Source organism: Leptospira neocaledonica (assembly GCF_002812205.1).
Lineage (GTDB): Bacteria > Spirochaetota > Leptospiria > Leptospirales > Leptospiraceae > Leptospira_B > Leptospira_B neocaledonica.
This window is the reverse complement of sequence record NZ_NPEA01000010.1, coordinates 133896-151551: the sequence shown is the minus strand read 5'-3', so window position 1 is coordinate 151551 and position 17656 is coordinate 133896. Positions and strand designations below refer to the sequence as shown.

The window sequence follows — 17656 nt, the reverse complement described above, 5'->3', positions numbered from 1 at the left end:
CGCGTGTTCAAGGTAGTACATGATCCATTTTGGTATTTCAGAAAAATGTAAATAGGATTTTCTGAAATTTCTTTCATAATTTTCAGAAAAATATAATTTCTCTTTCTTCTTAAGTAACTATTGTTACATTAGGTTGATTTTTAAAGTCGAGTTAGAGTATACTAAGGCGCGGGCGGATTGTTTGGAATCAAATAAAGTCATTGAAGAAGAGGAAAAGATTCCGTCGGTGTTTGTTAACGTAGGCGAATGTTTGTTTTCTCAAACTCCAGTAGCAATGAAAACTCTATTAGGCTCCTGCGTGTCTGTATGTTTATTCGATCCATTCAATCGATTCGGCGGAATGAATCATATACTCCTTCCAGGAAAGGCGGGCGTGGATGATTCCGCAAGATTTGGGATCAACGCAATGGAGTTATTAATTAATGAATTTGTGAAGAAAGGGGTTCCCAGAAGTCGTTTGCAGGCAAAGATCATAGGTGGCGGCAAGGTCTTAAGGTTAGGCTCTCAAAGTGTTCCTATTGGCGAAAGGAACGTAGAGTTTGTGAAAGAATTTTTGAGATCGGAAGAAATTTCTGTTTCCGGAGAAGAAACCGGGGGACAATATTATAGAAATCTACGCTTTTTCACTCATACTTTCGAAGTGTTTGTGAAACGTGTACAAATCGATCTAGAGAAAAATATGATCGAGAAAAACGAAGCAGCTTATTTGGACAGAATACGGGAGAATATGCGGAAGAAAACGCCGACTACTTTTTTTTGATCACGAACGAAGCGTAAACCGTTCGGAAAATATATTTCGGCGCCGCCTAGGAGAAACGATTGAATTCCCTCGTACGCAATTTACTTTCACCTGCTATTCTCACCGAGGAAAACGGTAAAATTATAGAATCCAATGACAAGTTTGCCGAATTGATCGGCAAAGAATTGGATGCTACTTTCGATTATTTCGACTGGGTCCATCCTATAGATAGAGAACATGAGACTACTCTATGGGAGAAAGATCCAAGCCTTAAACATTATGAAATGATAAAACGTCTAAAAAACACAGACGAAATCTATTTGGCCTACCATACTGTCACTTCCAGGACAAAGGACGGGAATTTGTTAACTCTATTCCTGCCTATGGAAACAAAACTCCCTTCCGATTTTAAGAATATTTCGGTCCATCCCACTGGAGAAAGTGTGAAGAAGGCTGAAATTGAAATTTATCGTAAAGCCTTGGAAATATTCGACTGGAAACAATCTCTTAAAGATAGATATTCTTCCACTGCTTGGATGGATTCCGCAATCAAACAGATCAATATCACTTTGATGCAAGGTACAGGCGTAGGAAGTTTGATGAGTGTACTTTCTATGATACTTTCCAAAGCAAAGAAGAAAGAAGGCGCGGAATTCGTAGAAATACGCTCCAATCTTTTCGATCTTTTGCAAGACGGAGTAGCAAGCGCCTCTAGGTTTACTAAATTTTTATCTTCTGCCCAGGCTCTTTTTGAAGAAAGCGAGACTCCTGAAGAGATAGGAACAGTCGCGGAATTTGTGGATGTGTTGAGAGAGGTGATAGACGATATCAGTCCTTCCGTTGCTCTCAAGGACCAGAAGATCCTAGTATCAGATAATTTGCATATTCTTTCCAATCGTTTGAGATTTAAAAAACCTTGGATTTTCACAATTGCCAAAGAGGTTTTGATCAACGCGCTAAAATATTCTCCGGACAAATCCAGCGTTCTGATCCTAGTGCTTCGGATCGGGGATGAGCTGCAATTTAAGGTGATCAATGATCCTCCTTTTTCAGGCTATCTTCAGGAATTCCATGAGGATCTTGTATTCGAACCTTTTTACAGAGGGGTTAAGTTCATGGATGAACGTTTCGATCAAGAACAGTTCGGAATGGGTCTTGGACTTCCGGTAGTTAAAAAACTTGTAGAATTACAGAATGGAAAAGTGCATCTGCAAACAATGAACCTAAATCTAGACGATACTAGAAAAGAAGGGATCTGTCTTACGATGCGCTTTCCAGTCATAGAGTAGTAGATTAATCTTCTAAACTTTTTGAGAAATGGGCAGATCCATTTCCATTAGAACCATTGTTTCTTCTTCCTCATCCAAAAAACTTCTTACATTGAATGTGGAAATTTTTCCTTCATGGTTTGAGACTATTTTTTCCACCAAGGGCAGGCCTAATCCGTAATCCAAAGTGGGGATATCCTCGTGTACGTATTTAGTCAGCCTCGCAAATGGTTGGAATACAAACTCAGACTCTTCGTTCGGAATTCCTTTTTTGCTTCCACCTTCTATCTTAGGAGAATTTAAAACGGAGATCAAAAGTTTCCTTTTTTTTAGGGTAAATAGAACATAGATCGTTGTTTCCGGTTCGGAAAATTTGATCGCGTTCAGTAGTAGTTCTTCTACCGCCTTTTTAAAACTTTCTTCGTGGATACCTACAACCGCTCTGGTGCTTACATATTTATCTTCGCAGATCTTGATATGTAATCTTTTGAATCTCGCTAGTTCGTATACATTCTGTATTTCCTTCCTGAATAGATTGTGTATCTGGGAAATGGAATATTCTTCCTTGATTTGAGGGTTATGGATGAAATAATCCATCTCGTTAAAAATTTCTATAATCCTATTCGCAGTTTCCGCATTGGACATTAATAGGTCTATCAGAGTGGCTGGAACCTCGTAATGAGTGCCGTTCTGTTTTGCCTTTTTGCGTATCAGACCGATCGCAGAAACTAATGCTCCAAATCCCGAACCCTGACTTAAGGAAGTTCTAATATTCGAGATCAAATAGGCACTTTTTGTTTGCAGATCTTTTCGGATCAGATCCTTGCGAAACGAATTCCAATCCAGATCTCCTTGGATCTTATTGAATCTTTCCGTTTCCAGATCGTCTTGTAGGAGATCCAGCTCCCAGTTTTCCTTTAGATGCCTTAGAGTTTCCGTGATTTCTTTGGGAGAAGTCTCCTTGATCGCGATACAATCAAAGGCTCCTAAACGTAAGGCTTTGACTATGGTTTTAGTATCAGGGCTGTCTAAGCCCAAGATAAAAGAAGGAGATCTTTTTACCGTAGAAAATTTTCGGGTTAACGTTTCAAATTGAGAAAAAGCTAATTCCGAATAAACGATCCCGAAGTCTCGATCGATTTTCAGATCTTCCAATAGGGAAAAATGAAAAACTGTAAGACCCACATCTTCACAAATTTTGGTAATAAGTTCCGTTCTTTCCGGATCGGTTCCAACTAACAAAATATTTTTTTTAGTCCGGCTTTCCGATTGCCGAACATCCTTTTTTTCTATTCCTGCGTTCGTCATAGACGAGCTCCATCCAAAAGCATTCCCGAATATTCGGAAAATATCTATGTAATATATTTTTAATGAGCCATAACTCTAGAATAACGCAGGAAATTGAAATATTAAATTTTCTAGCTTTTGTATACTAAGATGAGAAAGATGAAAAAAATGTTTTTCTAAATTATGAGTATCGGATATTACAAAATATTTCCTCAAGAAATTTATGTATAATAACACTTTTGGAGTATATTATAATTTACGACTAGACAAAACGTGTTACCTCATTTGGGAAATTTATTTCTGAGGTTTGTTCGAAAATAAGAAAATATTCTAACTCGAATTAGCCGGATCCCATATTGCGGAGATTATATGGTTTAAGTGAAAAGTTGGAGAGAGTGTATAAAAATAAAAAACGCCGTTTCCCAGAGGAAAAACGGCGTTTCGAAAATTCTAAAAATTAGAAATTAAATTCTTTCGATTACTGTTGCGATTCCCATTCCCCCGCCTATGCAGAGAGTGATGAGTGCGTAACGTTGATTTCTTCTTTCTAATTCGTCTAATGCAGTTCCGAGAAGAATAGCCCCTGTTGCTCCAAGAGGGTGTCCTAAGGCGATTGCTCCTCCGTTTACGTTGATCTTTTCTAGAGGAATTCCAAGAGTTTTTTGGGTATAAAGGACCACAGAAGCGAATGCTTCGTTGATCTCCCAAAGATCAATATCTTCCACTTTGAGTCCTGCCATTTGGAGCGCCTTTTTGGAAGCGGAAACAGGTCCGGTCAACATGATGGTTGGATCTTCTCCCGTAGCAACTGTGGAGAGGATTTTGGCTCTCGGTTTTAGACCGTATTTTTTGACCCCCTCGTCATTAGCGATTAGAACGGAAGCTGCGCCATCTACGATCCCGGAAGAATTTCCAAGAGTATGGATATGATTGATCTTTCCTACATCAGGATAGGATCTCAATGCGATTGCATCTAATTCTTTTTCTCCGATAGTTTTAAAAACCGCGCCTAGACCGGAAAGGAATGCATAATCCGATTCGATACGAGGGTTTTCGTCCGTATCAACTACTGTTCCATCTTCTAACTTAACAGGAATAATGGATTTTTTGAAAGCACCTTCTTTGATCGCTTTATCGGCTTTTAACTGAGAAGATTCTGCGAATTTGTCCGCTTCTTCTCTGCTAATATTATATTTGGTAGCGATTAGATCCGCGGAAATTCCTTGAGGAACAAGATTATAATGTTTTTGTATATTAGGATTTCCTATATTAAAATCTCTGTCTCCTAAGTCCGCTCCCATTTTTACACGGCTCATGGATTCTATTCCGCCGCCTAAGCCTACAGGAATAGCTCCTGATTGTACATGGTTTGCGATATTATTCACAGCTTGTAATCCAGATCCACAGAAACGATTTACTGTATATCCCGGAACAGAATTTGGCCATTGGGCAGCCATGACCGCATAACGAGCGATACATGCAGCTTGGTCATCCACTTGGGAAACACAACCTAAGACAACTTCTTCTACGATTTCTGGTTTTAATCCGTTTCTTTCTTGGATTGCTTTTAGGGTAGAAGCCGATAGTTCTTGCGGGTGAACGGAGGCAAGTGTTCCTCTTTTTTTACCTTTCCCTCTTGGGGTGCGAACCGCATCGATAACGTATGCGTTGGACATAGTATTTCTCCTATAACGAAAGCCGTTCGGTTATTCTTGAACTTATGTTCAAAAACGAAATATGCTTACGGCTTGAGTTTAGAAGAAAGGGGGGAAAAGCAAGCTGTTTTGTTTTAACGTTCTAATCGGTTTTGTCGGAAAACTTTTTAAACTTAGAAAGTTTCTTCTTATCCGAATATAATTTTATCAAAGACTCGGAAATACCAGCAGTCTCCTTTTAAGTTTTCGTAAAATCCGTTATGACCTCCATACTTTTGGATGAATATCCTAAGTTTGGAACTTTTAGGAAGTTCTTTGAATTCGTCGGGACGTATGATCGGATCGTCTGCAGAAGTGACTATAGTCAGATCCACTTTTAATTTTTCGAAGTCCTTAGGTCCCAATGTATAAGAATTAAAATAATCATCGGAGTTTTTGAACTCTGCGGAAGATGCTACGATTCTATCCGTCATTTCCATGACTGTTTTTCCTTTCATGATATTCGGATACGGATGTAGATCTGGAAAATGTACATTCTTCTTAGCTAAGGATTGTCTCCATTTATCTAAAAAATATTTTCCTATGATCAACTTAGAATCCATCATTTCTGTTGCGGATTTCGGATGAAGTGGAGGACTCACTGCGATACAATGTTTTAAATTAGGTATACTTTGTTTATTTCTAGAATGTTCTCTTGCTACTCGGATCGTAAAATTTCCACCCATAGAAAACCCGCCTAAATATACGGGAAGTTTATGGCCGAATTCTTTTGCAACTTTACGGACTGCCTCGTAGGTCTCTCGTATTAAACTTCCGTTAAATGGTTCTGGATTCAGATGATGAGTATCCCCATGATCTCTTAAGTTCAGTCGGAAGATAGAAATTCCCTTATCATAAAATCTTCTGGAAGTCCTCTGGATATAATTGGAATCCATACTTCCTTCCCAACCGTGTATAAGAACTAGTAGCGCCTTATTTTGTGGAGACTTGGAATAATGACCTAATAAACGGACACCTTTTCCCGCATCTATAACTACTGGAGAAGCGGCCTTGTCCATAGGATGGTCAGGAGTATTCTGCCGCATTAAAGAAGCTAGAACGGTTTGTACAAATGGATGTCTGAGATGAATCGGAGGTTTGAAGGGACGAAGGGTGTCCATGCCGGCAATTTTCCGGATCAGGTTTTGTTAGACAAGCATTCGTCAGAGAAAATCCGAAAGAACTTTATACAATTGTTTTGGTTGAAATGGTTTGCCGATAAAACCTTCTATTCCATGTTGAACACATTTTTCATAAGCTTCCGAAAAGGAACTCGCTGTGACTGCAACGATAGGTGTCTTTGCATTAGAGGAATTTAAAGCATGTATTGCATCCGCGGTATGATACCCGTCCATCTCAGGCATTTGTAAATCCAATAGGATCAAGTCGTATTTCTTTTTGTCGGTATCTAAAAGTTTTAATGCTTCTTTACCACTTAACGCGGAGTCGGATTGAACACCGGTTTTACTCAAATGTTTTGCAAGAATTTTTACATTGATCTCGTTATCATCTACGATAAGGACAGAGCCTGAGGAAAATATAGGAATAGTTTCGGATTGTATCTCTATTGGATTAAGAGGAGGGGCTGTTTCAATTTTTAAAGGGAGAATGATAGAAAATTCAGAGCCGAGTCCAGGCTTTGAATCCAAGCGAACTTCTCCGCGCATTTTAGATGTAAGCCTTTTGACTATATAGAGACCAAGCCCGACTCCACTGTATTTACGTGTGTCTGCCAGATCCTCTTGGTGGAATGCGTCAAATATCCTTTGTCTAGCCTCTTCTTTAATTCCGATGCCAGTATCTTTTACTTTGAATAGAATGGAAGCCTCTCCCTCTAGATCTAAAGAAAGTGTAACTGAACCTTTGTCGGTAAACTTAATGGAATTCGTGATCAGGTTTAATAATAATTGTTCGATTCTAGTCCTATCTCCTACGATTACTTTTGGAAATTTTTCGGATATGAAGATTTTGAATTCTATATTCTTCTCATGAGCTTTAGGTTCTACTAATATACGTATGAGATCTATAAATGTTTTGATCTCGAACGTTTCTTCCTTTATTTCGATCTTTGTAGAGTCCAAAGTGATTATTTGTAGTAGATCGTCGATCAATCTGGATAGGATCTCGGTCGAATCGGAGAGATCTTTTAGATATTCCTTTTGTTCAGAGTTCAATTCGGAGGTCATTAGTAGGTTTGCCATTCCGAATATCCCGTTCAACGGAGTCCTCATCTCGTGAGAGATCATTCCTAAAAATTCGGATTTTGCTTTATCTGCTTGTTCCGCTTTTTCTTTCGCTTTTTCTAATGCGATCTCGGTTTGTTTTGCAGCGGAAATATCAGTATGAGTTCCTACAATACGTGTAGGGTCCCCATTTTCATCCTTGATGATAAGAGCTCTAGATCGGATAAATATATATTCTCCTGATTTTGTTTTGAATCTTAGAACCTTATCGAATCTCTCCGTTTCTTCAGTTTGATGTCTTTGGAAAGCAGAAAGTGCTATTCTCAAATCCTTCGGATGTACTAATTTTCTCCAGATTTGCTGGTCGTTGGAAGAGATTTCTTCGTTTGTAAAACCAAGCATTGTTTTCCATCTTTCGGAAAGAAAAAGTTGTCCGGTTTTCATATTATAATCCCAATACCCGTCATTGGATGCAAGGTATGTGAATTCCAACTGTTCTTTTTGTATTCTAAGTTGGGTTTCTACATTTCGAATTTCCGTAATATTCTTATTACTGATTAGAAGTCCTTCATAAACCCTACTGATTTGTAATAGGTAGAATCCAGGATGCCCTTGAGAGTCCTTGATCTCGTATTCTCTTTTCTCCGCTTGTTGGGTGAGATATACATTCTTATAAAGATCGAATGTGCCCAGTTCCAGATTTTGAGGGAATAGTTTACATAAGTTTTTACCGATCGCGATCTCTTTAGGCATTCCGATCTCCGCTTCGGCTGCGGGATTTAGGTCCTTATATAAAAAATCCGTAATAGATCCTTTATCATCAAAAATAGGCTCTAAATAATAGACGGCGTCTTCGTTTCTATATGCAGCTTCTCTGAAAATATCCTTCTCTTTGATTTCCTGATTTAGATCTTTTGCGATGGAGATGGTCCAATCGTCCTCTGGACAAATGATTGTGGAGTCGTAATATTTTCCGGAGATCGCCGATTGACGGATCCCTCTCCACTCGGCACTTTTTTTACTGACGGATTCGAAAAACTCGACAATTTCCGGACTGGTTTCCAATTCCTTCGGTCTGAGTTCGGTGTATCTTTTACCTATAAGCGTGCTCTTCTCCATTTGCACGAGTTTCGCAGCTTGGTCATTACAATAACACAATTCTAAATCTATGATCTTACCATTTTTATCCCGAATAATATGGTTCACATAAATTGAAGTACCGTCTGAATTTTCAAAAAACTTAATGAATGTGAGAATGTCTGCCGGGATCTCGTTCATCTGTACTTAAAACTTTTACAACTATATAGGACGGCGAAGATTGCGAAAAGGCCCAGGATTTTCCCAGAGAGCCTTAAATCCTACATGAGAAAGCTCACGTTTACTAACTGAAAGTAACGAGTTGGAAAGGATTTTTTGAGGAGAAGAAGAAGGAAAATTCTCCGATTTAAGAAACTTCTCCTTCCGGTTTAGGACCTACAAATCCCATTTCGGGATTTTGAGAGGCCAGTTGCCAGATTTCCGATCTTGCGGAGTAGGTTTCTAAGATTTCCGGTTCTTTTTGTCTGGATTCCAGCTTTCTGCACAGGTCCAGAAGGGGATGACGAAGGGAAGAAGCTCCACGTATGCTCATGTCCAGAGTCTCATATAATGAGACTCAATATCAATAAAATCTTTTTATTTCGAAAATTTTTCTGTTGACGAAGGAAACAATAAAAAGAGATTTTGTTTCCTATGGGTGGAAACAAAATATACTATAAATGTTTCCCGTTGGATGTTATGCAACACAAACAGAATCAATCAATCATTCGCAACCTTCTTGCCTTGGGCATTTTCCTAAGTGCTCTCTCTATCTCAGGAGATAATCGGGATGATCTGGAGAGGGAAGGGGTTTGGACCACTACTTCTCTTATTCGTTACTCTTTAGAGAATTCGGTTCAGGCAAAGATGAGCCGTCTGGACCTGGAGAACTCAGAGTATGATTGGGAGAAGGAGAACGGTAAATACAATTTTATCGGGACCTTAACCGCCAATACTCAAAAGACGAATAACTTACCGTTACCACAATACACTCTCCAGGGTAGAGAGATCACAAGTAATACGATCTCTGCGGGTTTATCAAAAGTTTTTAATACGGGAACTACCGCGAGTTTAACAGTTTCGGATAACCGTTACGAAACGGACGCGGGGAAAAGACCGGAACAACAAGGTACAATCGCACAACAATTCGCACAGCCAAGTCTTCACTTTGCAAATCTTGGTTTCACTTTGAAACAGGAATTGTTGAAGAATATTTTCGGATACCAGCAAAGAAGATCCTTAGAGATTAGTAGAAGAAGTTCCGCAGTTCGAAGATTGGACGCGATGAATACTCTATCCAGATCCGTAGTTCAGTCTCTATTATCTTTTTGGAATCTATCTTTAGCGGATGAAAATCTCAAAACAGCGGAATTACTGGTTAAGAGTGTAAGAAATGTAAAAGATATCACTTCTTCCAAAGTTCGTATGGGAGTGGCGGAAGATTATGAATCCGGACAATGGAATGCACTTTTAATTACCGCAGAGAACCAACTCAGACAGGCAAAATTGGAGAAGGATAGAGTTCGAAGAGACTTACTAGTTTCTTTGGGAAAAGATCCGGAAACTAAAGTTGGATTTTCCTTAGTTCTGGATGATTCTCTTCCTTCTTTGGGCGCAGAAGATTCAGAAACAGAAGAAGCTTTTCAGCATAGATACGATTTTAAAAGTATCGCATTACAAAAACAGAATGCGGGGGCCGCTTTAGAAATCGCTAAAAACGGATTATTACCTTCTCTTTACGTAAGCGGTAATTATAATTCTAGAGAATACGATCGTAATTTTCCCCAGAGTTTTGATGGGATAGGCGCCGGTAGATTTACCCAGAATTCCGCTGAGATCAAAATGGATTATCCTTTGGGTAACGATACCGCAAGAGCGGAGTTCAGGAATTCACAAACACAAAGTAGAAAGATGGATCTACTTTTGGAACAAACAAAAGAACAGGTCAAAACCGACGTAAGACAAGGATTACAAAAGATCAACACTACTTACGAGATCCTGGAAGAATCTAAAAAAAATCTCTCTCAAGCGGAGAAGTTTTACTCGGGCATTCTGCCCAGATACAGATACGGAAGAGCCACATCCGTAAACGTTAAGAACGCATTGGACCTGGTAGCCCAGGCTAGGTACGGACTGATGCAGGCAAAAGTGAATTATAACTCGGCGCTAGTACAATATGAACTCTCGAAGGGTACATTATTCCGCAAATACGGAATGGATGCCGATGAAGTTCTGAACCAAACCACCGGAGACCAAAAATGAATTTTGCAGAACTATCGATCAAACGACCGATTTTCATTACCTGTACGGTCCTCATCATTCTTGTTTCGGGATATCTTTCCCTTAACAAGTTAGGTGTGGATCTTTTTCCTAACGTAACGATTCCGGTAGTCACAGTGACTGTGCCTTATCCGGGAGCGGCTCCCAACGAGATCGAAACTCTGATCGCAAAACCTGTGGAAGACGAACTTTCCACTATTTCCGGAGTGAAAAGGATCCGTTCTACTTGTAGCGAGGGATCCGGAACTGTCGTCTTGGAATTCACCTTAGAGACCGACGTTAAATACGCGGAACAACAGGTGAGAGATAAGGTCTCCGCGGTAAAACCTAAATTACCGAATGATATCAAAGAACCTGTGATCAGAAGAATAGACCCGGCAGACCAGCCGATCATCATTCTCGCATTAAACGCAAACCTAAGCGAGGCACAGATCTACGATATCGCTAATGAAGAGATCAAACAGAATCTTCTAACTGCAAAGGATGTTGGAAATATCACTATCTACGGTGGTAGAAAAAGAGAGATCCATGTTGCGTTAGATCGCCAAAAATTAAAACAACATATGATACCTGCTTCCGTGGTTTCCAATCGTTTGGCTTCCGGTGGAACGAACATCCCTGCAGGTAAAGTAAGTAAGGCTGACTCCGAGTTGGTATACAGAACTATCAATGAGTTCAAATCTCCACAAGAGATCAGAGACACTCCTATTTCCTTATTCGGGAACGAGGTTCCTGTCAGAATCGGACAATTGGGAGAAGTGGTAGATACGTTAGAGGATGAAAGTACTCGCGCGTACTTTAACGGTAAGAAGGCTGTCTTCTTATTAGTATTTAAACAATCAGGTTCGAATACTGTTGCGGTTGCCCAAGAAGTTAAGAAAAGAATTGAAGAACTAAATAAGGAACTTGCAAGAAGAGAAGGTGGCGCGGTCCTTTCTATCGCAAATGATAACTCCATTCAGATCGATGATAATATTTACGATGTAAAAGAAACAATCATCATAGGAATCGCACTTACGATCGTTGTGGTGCTTTTATTCTTAGGAAGTGTAAGATCTACGATCATCACAGGGCTTGCGTTGCCTAACTCACTTTTAGGTGCATTCATTCTAATGGCGGTTGCAGGATTTACGGTAAACGTAATGACACTTCTGGCATTGAGTTTGGCTGTGGGACTCCTCATAGACGACGCAATCGTTGTTCGAGAGAATATTTTCCGACATAGGGAGATGGGTAAAACAGCGAGGGAAGCTTCTACAGAAGGGACGAAAGAAGTAACATTAGCAGTAATCGCGACTACTATGACTGTGATCGCGGTATTCTTACCGATTGCATTCGTAAGCGGGGTGGTAGGACAGTTCTTAAGAGAATTCGGACTAACTGTATGTTTTGCTCTTTTGATCTCTCTTTATGATGCACTTACAATTGCTCCGATGTTATCCGCTTATTTTGGTGGAAAAATTTCAGGATCACATGCGCAAGCTGGTCATGGACATTCTTCACAGGAATTCTTAAGTGTTCCTGAAGAAGGAAAGAAAAGGAAAAAAAGCGGTGCCACCACCGCTTTGGAAGAGATAGCATTCTCCAAGATCAGAGCGCAAGAGGCTCCGAAAGGAATTGTTTCCAGAACATTCTCCGCTGTATTCGAACTCTTGAAGTTTGTATTCGGAGTTTTAGGAAGAATTCTTTCTCCTGTAGAGAAGGGATTAGATTCTGTCTTATCCGGATTTAACGTATTCCAAACTTGGTTGGAAAATGTATATGCGAGCGTTTTGAAATTCACCTTAAAACGTCCGGTGTTCATATTGAGCAGTGCGGTTTTGATCTTTGTCGCTAGCTTGATGTTGACCAAGTACATTCCGAAAACCTTCTTACCTGCCCAAGACCAAGGAAAATTCCAAGTCACCTTGGATATGCCTCCTGGTACTTCCGTTCAAAAGATGGCCGAGATTGCGCAGGATGCATACAAAGAGATCTCTTCTCATAAAGAAGTGAAATTGGTAGCTATGTTCAATACGAACAGGACCGCGACTATGTTCGTGGAAATGATTCCTGCAAAAGAAAGAAATATGAACACTTCTCAGTTCAAGGACCTTCTTCGTAAAGAGTTGGAATCATTCTCTTATGCGAATCCAATCGTAAAAGATGTGGATAACGTAGGTGGAGGACAAAGACCTTTCACTTTGGTAGTAAGCGGACAGAACGGACAAGTAGTAGAAGAATATTCCAGAAAACTTTTCGAAAAATTAAGAGAATCTAAAGCTCTTTTGGATGTGGACACAAGTTACAGAGCGGGCGCTCCGGAATTCAGAGTTGTGCCTGATCGCCAAAGAGAAGTTCTACTCGGTATCCCAGGTACTGTGATCGGAACAGAATTGAGGACTCTGGTGGAAGGAACTACTCCTGCCGTTTATCGTGAGAACGGAGTGGAATACGATATTCGTGTTCGATTGAAAGAAGGGCAGAGAGATTTGAAGGATAACTTCTACAATTCTTTTGTGCCTAACTTCAATAATATGATGATCCCGATCCAGAACGTTGCAAAAGCAGAAGAGACCACTGGTCTTGCAACCATCAACCGAATGAACAGAAACAAATCTGTGGAGATCTATGCGGACGTAAATCCGGATGGACCTGGAATGGGTGGAGCAATGGAAGAAGTTGCAAAACTGACTCAAACAGAATTGCCTCTTCCTCCGGGAGTGCGTATCGGATATACAGGACAGGCGGAGAACTTTAAGGAGATGGGAACTTCTCTCGGAATCGCTATGGGGCTTGGGGTGTTATTCATCTACATGGTACTTGCTTCCTTGTATGAAAGTTTTATCACACCTATCGCGATCATGTTGGTTCTTCCTCTGGCGCTTTGTGGTGCGTTTATCGCTCTATTCTTAACCCAAAAATCCTTGGATATATTTTCCATGATCGGGCTAATCATGCTCATCGGGGTAGCTACCAAGAACTCGATTTTACTCGTGGACTTCACGAACCAGCTCATACAAAGAGGTGTGGAAATGAAAGAAGCGATCATAGAAGCGGGAAGAGAACGTCTTCGTCCGATCCTAATGACTTCATTCGCTTTGATCGCAGGTATGGCTCCTATCGCGATCGGATTAAACGAAGCGTCCAAACAAAGAACAAGTATGGGGGTTGCGATCATCGGTGGATTGATCTCTTCTACCATACTAACCTTAGTAGTAGTTCCTGCCGCATTCTCTTATATAGAAAAGCTGAACCAGTTGGTCCGTAGAAATTCTCCGGATCCGGATGCGAAGTAATTATCATGGATTTCGCCGAGAAAAAAAATAGGCTCCGAGTATTACTCGGGGCATCTCGGGTCTTTCAGCGGAAAGGTTATGCGAAAACGAGAATGGAGGACTTTGTAGAAGAATCCAAAATTGGAAAAAAGACCTTATACGAATATTATCCAAACAAAGAAGAAGTTTTAAAGGCGGCGGCCGATTATCGTCAAAACAAGGCTGCCTTTAGGCTCAAGAGGATCCGAAATAACTCTGCTCTGGACTTCTCTAAACGATTTGTGAAGATGAGAAAGGAGCTATTGGATGTTTGTAGACCGAGCCATTTTGCATTATGGAAGGAATTACAGGATCAAATTCCGGAAATATGGAGAATGGTGAAGGCAAAAAGGGTCCAATTAATAGATACTGAGATAGAAAGCTTATTGGAAGAGGGGAAAAAATTAGGAGAATTCAGAGCGGACCTGAGGCCCGACTTGTTCATCATGGCATTAATCGCCTGTTCGGATGCGGTTTACAAATGGGAACAGAACCCGACCGAGCGTCGGGCCAATATATCCGAACTGGACAATATTTTTCTTTATGGCATAATACGCAGAGGAAACGAGACGTTAAAATCTTCTTGAGATTGAAAAATCGTTTCCTAAGCGAAAGGGGGATAATAAAGTGCACAGCGCCGTGGAACAGGAACTAACCCAAGAGAAGGACGAAGTCCGTCAGAGAATATTCGAAAAATCGTTCGAGCTATTTTTGCGATACGGTTTTGCGAAAACTCGAATGGAAGAGATTGCCCGAACTCTTCGGATTAGTCGCAAAACACTTTATAAACATTTCGCCAATAAACACGAATTGTTAAAAGAAGTGATGACTGATAAACATCTCCGTATTCACGGGCGGATCGAAGGGATTTTCCAAGACCCAGAAAAATCCATTAAAGAAAAAATCCAATCAATGAGAGGTTGCCTCTCCTCCGAGATCCCTCACGGAATGAACGAATTTTTAAGAGAGATCCGTGACCAAGCCCCTGACATTTGGAAACAAATCCAGTCTCTAAAAGAAAAAAATATAAACAGAACAATGCGCAAGATGATAGAGACCGGCATCAAGAACGGTGAAATCCGCTCGGATGTGAATCCTGATATCGTACTTCTCATCCACTCAGCGGCTTCCGAAGCGATGTTCGATCCGAACTTCTTAGCACAGACCCCATATTCTATCCGGGACCTGGTCCAAGAGCTGGACAATATTATCTTTTACGGAATCGTAAAAAGAGACGATATCTAGAATTTTTAACAGCAATCATTCGGATCCTATGGTTTCTCATTACGTTCGGAATTGGTTTTTTAAAAGATTCGCATAGTTTTTAGTTATAACAAATCCTGCCCATTGTGTCTGATTTTCGATTCTTGGAAGTTCTGGATTTCAAGTTATGATTATCTTCTTTTTTTTCCTAGGATGGATTCTTTCGTCCTTAATAACATATTTCCTTTTTTTAAATGTAAAGGAACTTAAAAGAATAGGGGTTCTCCTATTCTCCATTTCAATTCCTTTATTATTGTTAGGGATTTTCGCCTTAAGTTTATCTTCATTCCAAGCATATAGTATCTCTAAGATCATTTCATTTTTATACGCTTATACTTTTTTCGGTTCTTTGTTTATTCTAAAAAATTTTAAAAAAGGAACAGATCTTAAATTTCCCAAAAAGCTCGAGATCAGTAAGGCCGAAATACTATTCTTATTTTTATTCTCTTGTTTAACTTTTTATTTGTATGCTGAATTCCCTACGAAATACCTAGACGGGGGAAGGGACCAAGGCCTTTACGCTATTTTTGGAGTAACCATTTCCAAAACAGGCGGATTAAATTTAGAAGTTCCCGACACAGGATTAATCCGAAATATTTTCGGAGATTCTATAAGATTGGATTATCCATCCATCTCTTCTCCCATCGAGGAAGGTTTTTCCGAACCGGAAACATTCCGAGCTGCCGATTTTTTCCATCTATTCCCAGTATATTTAGCGATAGCCTATGATCTTTTCGGGATCGAGGGCATATTCAGAGTAAACGCACTTTTTGGGACCTTATCTTTATGTTTTTTCTATCTTCTATCCAGAAGGATCTTAGGGACTTGGTCTTCCGTTTTCGTAGTTATATTATATGTTTTTAATTCTTCTCAACTATGGAATGTAAGAGCTACTTTTTCGGAAACCTTGGCTCAGTTTTTGATAATTTTAACAGGGTACTTGATCCAATGTTTTTTTAGATCGCAAGATCGAGTCAGTATGTTCTTGATAGGAATTGTTCTAGGTTTAGCTTCTTTTGCAAGGGTTGATAGTTATATTCTTGTTATAGCCCTAGCATCGTATTCCGGATTTTTTCTGATCTATTCTGAGAAATACTTTGTAAGCTCTATATATTTGTTCTTATCCTTCTTTATGATGTGCATTCTTTCTGCCGGTTATGGATTGTTATATTCAAAGTTATATATGTTTCATCTTTGGAAAGCGGGTCCATTAAAATTAGTGGGAGGGCTTGGGCTACTTTCTTTACTATTGATTGTATTTGAAATTTTCCTTTGGCAAAGATGTGGATCTTTTTTAGAAAAGTTAAAGGAAACATTTGCGAAGAATAAACGATTTTTCAGATTTTCCATTTTAGCTTTCATTATAGCGCTGGGTTTGTTTGCGTACTTTATCCGACCGCTATTAACGGTATATATTCCAGGAGTAACTAAAACAAAGTTCATTAAACCGAATTCACTTCCTATCTTTTTATGGTATGTCCCGGTTTGGCTTTTTATATTTTTAATTTTTACGTTTGATCGTTTTCTTTTTAGAAAAAAGGATATCAGTTCCGCTTTTATCTTTTTTATCGGAATCTTTCTATTAATAGCGTATCTGGCGAATCCAAGTATCAATCCTGATCATTTCTGGGCGTCCAGAAGATGGATGTTATTCTCGATTCCTTTTGCCATATTGGGTTCAATGATTGGAATTAGATCGATCCAGATTCGGAGTCGAATTTGGAAGTTGGCATTTTTGATTCTTTTAGGTGGATCTGCATTTGTTTATACAATTTGGAGATCTAAGATAATCCTTTTTCAGCCGATGCTGCAAGGATATGTAGAAGGTTACGAATCATTTGCGAAAATTTCTCCTAACGAAAATTCCTTTTATTTCACTACAAAACGTGCGATCTCCAGCCCCTTACGATATATATATGGTAAGAATGTTTTTCTCATCAATGACAGCGAAGGGTTTTTAAATAAGGTTCCGAAATTATTAGAACTAGGTAAAAACGTTTATATTATCCAAAATGGAGGATTTTCGGGAGTAAAGAAAAATCTTAAATTCACTCATATATCGGATCTGGATTTGAGAGGGAATTTTCCGATCGAGTCGGTACATAGATATCCGGAATTTTTATATCATAAAAACTTAAACTTGCAGTTTTATAGGATAGAAGAAACAAAACTCCCCGTTTTGCCGGAAAAAATCCAGTTTGATTGGAATCCTGCACAGGCCGGGTTTTTATCTAATGTAGGCAAGATAGAAGAAGACGGCACGATTTCAGCGACTAGACACCAAGGCTCTTTAGTTTACGGACCTTATTTAACTCTCCCTAAAGGAAAATATCGTATCGAATTTGTAGGTGAAAATTTGCAAAAGGCTGATTTTGACGTTTCTTACGATAAAGGAAGTGTTAGTTTGAGTAAGCTCGAAAAAGGGGATTCTGAAAATTCAAAGATTGTTTCATTTGAAATTAAGAATTCCATCATAAACGATCTGGAATTTCGGGTTTTTGTGGAAGGAAAATCCGGAGTAAAAATAAAAAGAATCAAACTAGATAGAATTTTATAATTTTAATCTCTA

General features: G+C 39.5%; 12 protein-coding genes. 7 read left to right on the top strand and 5 right to left on the bottom strand.

The window, feature by feature from the left end; genetic code table 11:
• Positions 1 to 181: 181 nt before the first annotated feature.
• A complete protein-coding gene (locus CH365_RS17585; RefSeq protein WP_244283273.1) occupies positions 182 to 760 on the top strand; it encodes a chemotaxis protein CheD in 579 nt (192 codons plus the stop codon).
• A gap of 59 nt (positions 761 to 819) precedes the next feature.
• Positions 820 to 2028 (top strand): sensor histidine kinase, encoded by a 1209-nt coding sequence (locus CH365_RS17580; protein ID WP_100769841.1) that lies wholly within the window; start codon positions 820 to 822, stop codon positions 2026 to 2028.
• 12 nt (positions 2029 to 2040) lie between these two features.
• On the opposite strand, the gene CH365_RS17575 is transcribed toward CH365_RS17580, so the two are convergent.
• The 5 genes from CH365_RS17575 to CH365_RS17555 form a co-directional block, all read right to left on the bottom strand.
• Positions 2041 to 3249 carry an ATP-binding protein gene (locus tag CH365_RS17575; RefSeq protein ID WP_244283272.1) on the bottom strand — a complete coding sequence of 403 codons (1209 nt, stop codon included), beginning with the start codon at positions 3247 to 3249 and terminating at the stop codon, positions 2041 to 2043.
• Between the two features lie 509 nt (positions 3250 to 3758).
• A complete protein-coding gene (locus CH365_RS17570) occupies positions 3759 to 4970 on the bottom strand; it encodes an acetyl-CoA C-acetyltransferase (protein WP_100769839.1) in 1212 nt (403 codons plus the stop codon).
• Between the two features lie 167 nt (positions 4971 to 5137).
• Complete coding sequence (locus tag CH365_RS17565; RefSeq protein ID WP_100769838.1) at positions 5138 to 6109, bottom strand: YheT family hydrolase; 972 nt, start codon at positions 6107 to 6109, stop codon at positions 5138 to 5140.
• Positions 6110 to 6151: 42 nt separating this feature from the next.
• A complete protein-coding gene (locus CH365_RS17560; protein ID WP_100769837.1) occupies positions 6152 to 8449 on the bottom strand; it encodes a hybrid sensor histidine kinase/response regulator in 2298 nt (765 codons plus the stop codon).
• A gap of 166 nt (positions 8450 to 8615) precedes the next feature.
• Complete coding sequence (locus CH365_RS17555) at positions 8616 to 8801, bottom strand: hypothetical protein (RefSeq protein ID WP_100769836.1); 186 nt, start codon at positions 8799 to 8801, stop codon at positions 8616 to 8618.
• A 101-nt stretch (positions 8802 to 8902) separates the two neighbouring features.
• Between CH365_RS17555 and CH365_RS17550 the strand changes: the two genes are divergently transcribed.
• The 5 genes from CH365_RS17550 to CH365_RS17530 all read left to right on the top strand — a co-directional run bounded on the left by CH365_RS17550 (position 8903) and on the right by CH365_RS17530 (position 17644).
• The gene (locus tag CH365_RS17550; protein ID WP_100769835.1) at positions 8903 to 10510 is read left to right on the top strand and encodes a TolC family protein; all 1608 of its coding nucleotides are present in this window, start codon (positions 8903 to 8905) and stop codon (positions 10508 to 10510) included.
• A complete protein-coding gene (locus tag CH365_RS17545) occupies positions 10507 to 13806 on the top strand; it encodes an efflux RND transporter permease subunit (RefSeq protein WP_100769834.1) in 3300 nt (1099 codons plus the stop codon). The genes CH365_RS17550 and CH365_RS17545 overlap by 4 nt, the downstream gene beginning before the upstream one ends.
• A 5-nt stretch (positions 13807 to 13811) precedes the next feature.
• A complete protein-coding gene (locus CH365_RS17540; protein ID WP_100769833.1) occupies positions 13812 to 14411 on the top strand; it encodes a TetR/AcrR family transcriptional regulator in 600 nt (199 codons plus the stop codon).
• A 40-nt stretch (positions 14412 to 14451) separates the two neighbouring features.
• The gene (locus CH365_RS17535) at positions 14452 to 15069 is read left to right on the top strand and encodes a TetR/AcrR family transcriptional regulator (protein ID WP_100705478.1); all 618 of its coding nucleotides are present in this window, start codon (positions 14452 to 14454) and stop codon (positions 15067 to 15069) included.
• Between the two features lie 271 nt (positions 15070 to 15340).
• Positions 15341 to 17644, top strand: coding sequence for a hypothetical protein (locus CH365_RS17530; protein ID WP_125226333.1), 2304 nt, complete (start codon positions 15341 to 15343; stop codon positions 17642 to 17644).
• Positions 17645 to 17656 lie beyond the last annotated feature (12 nt).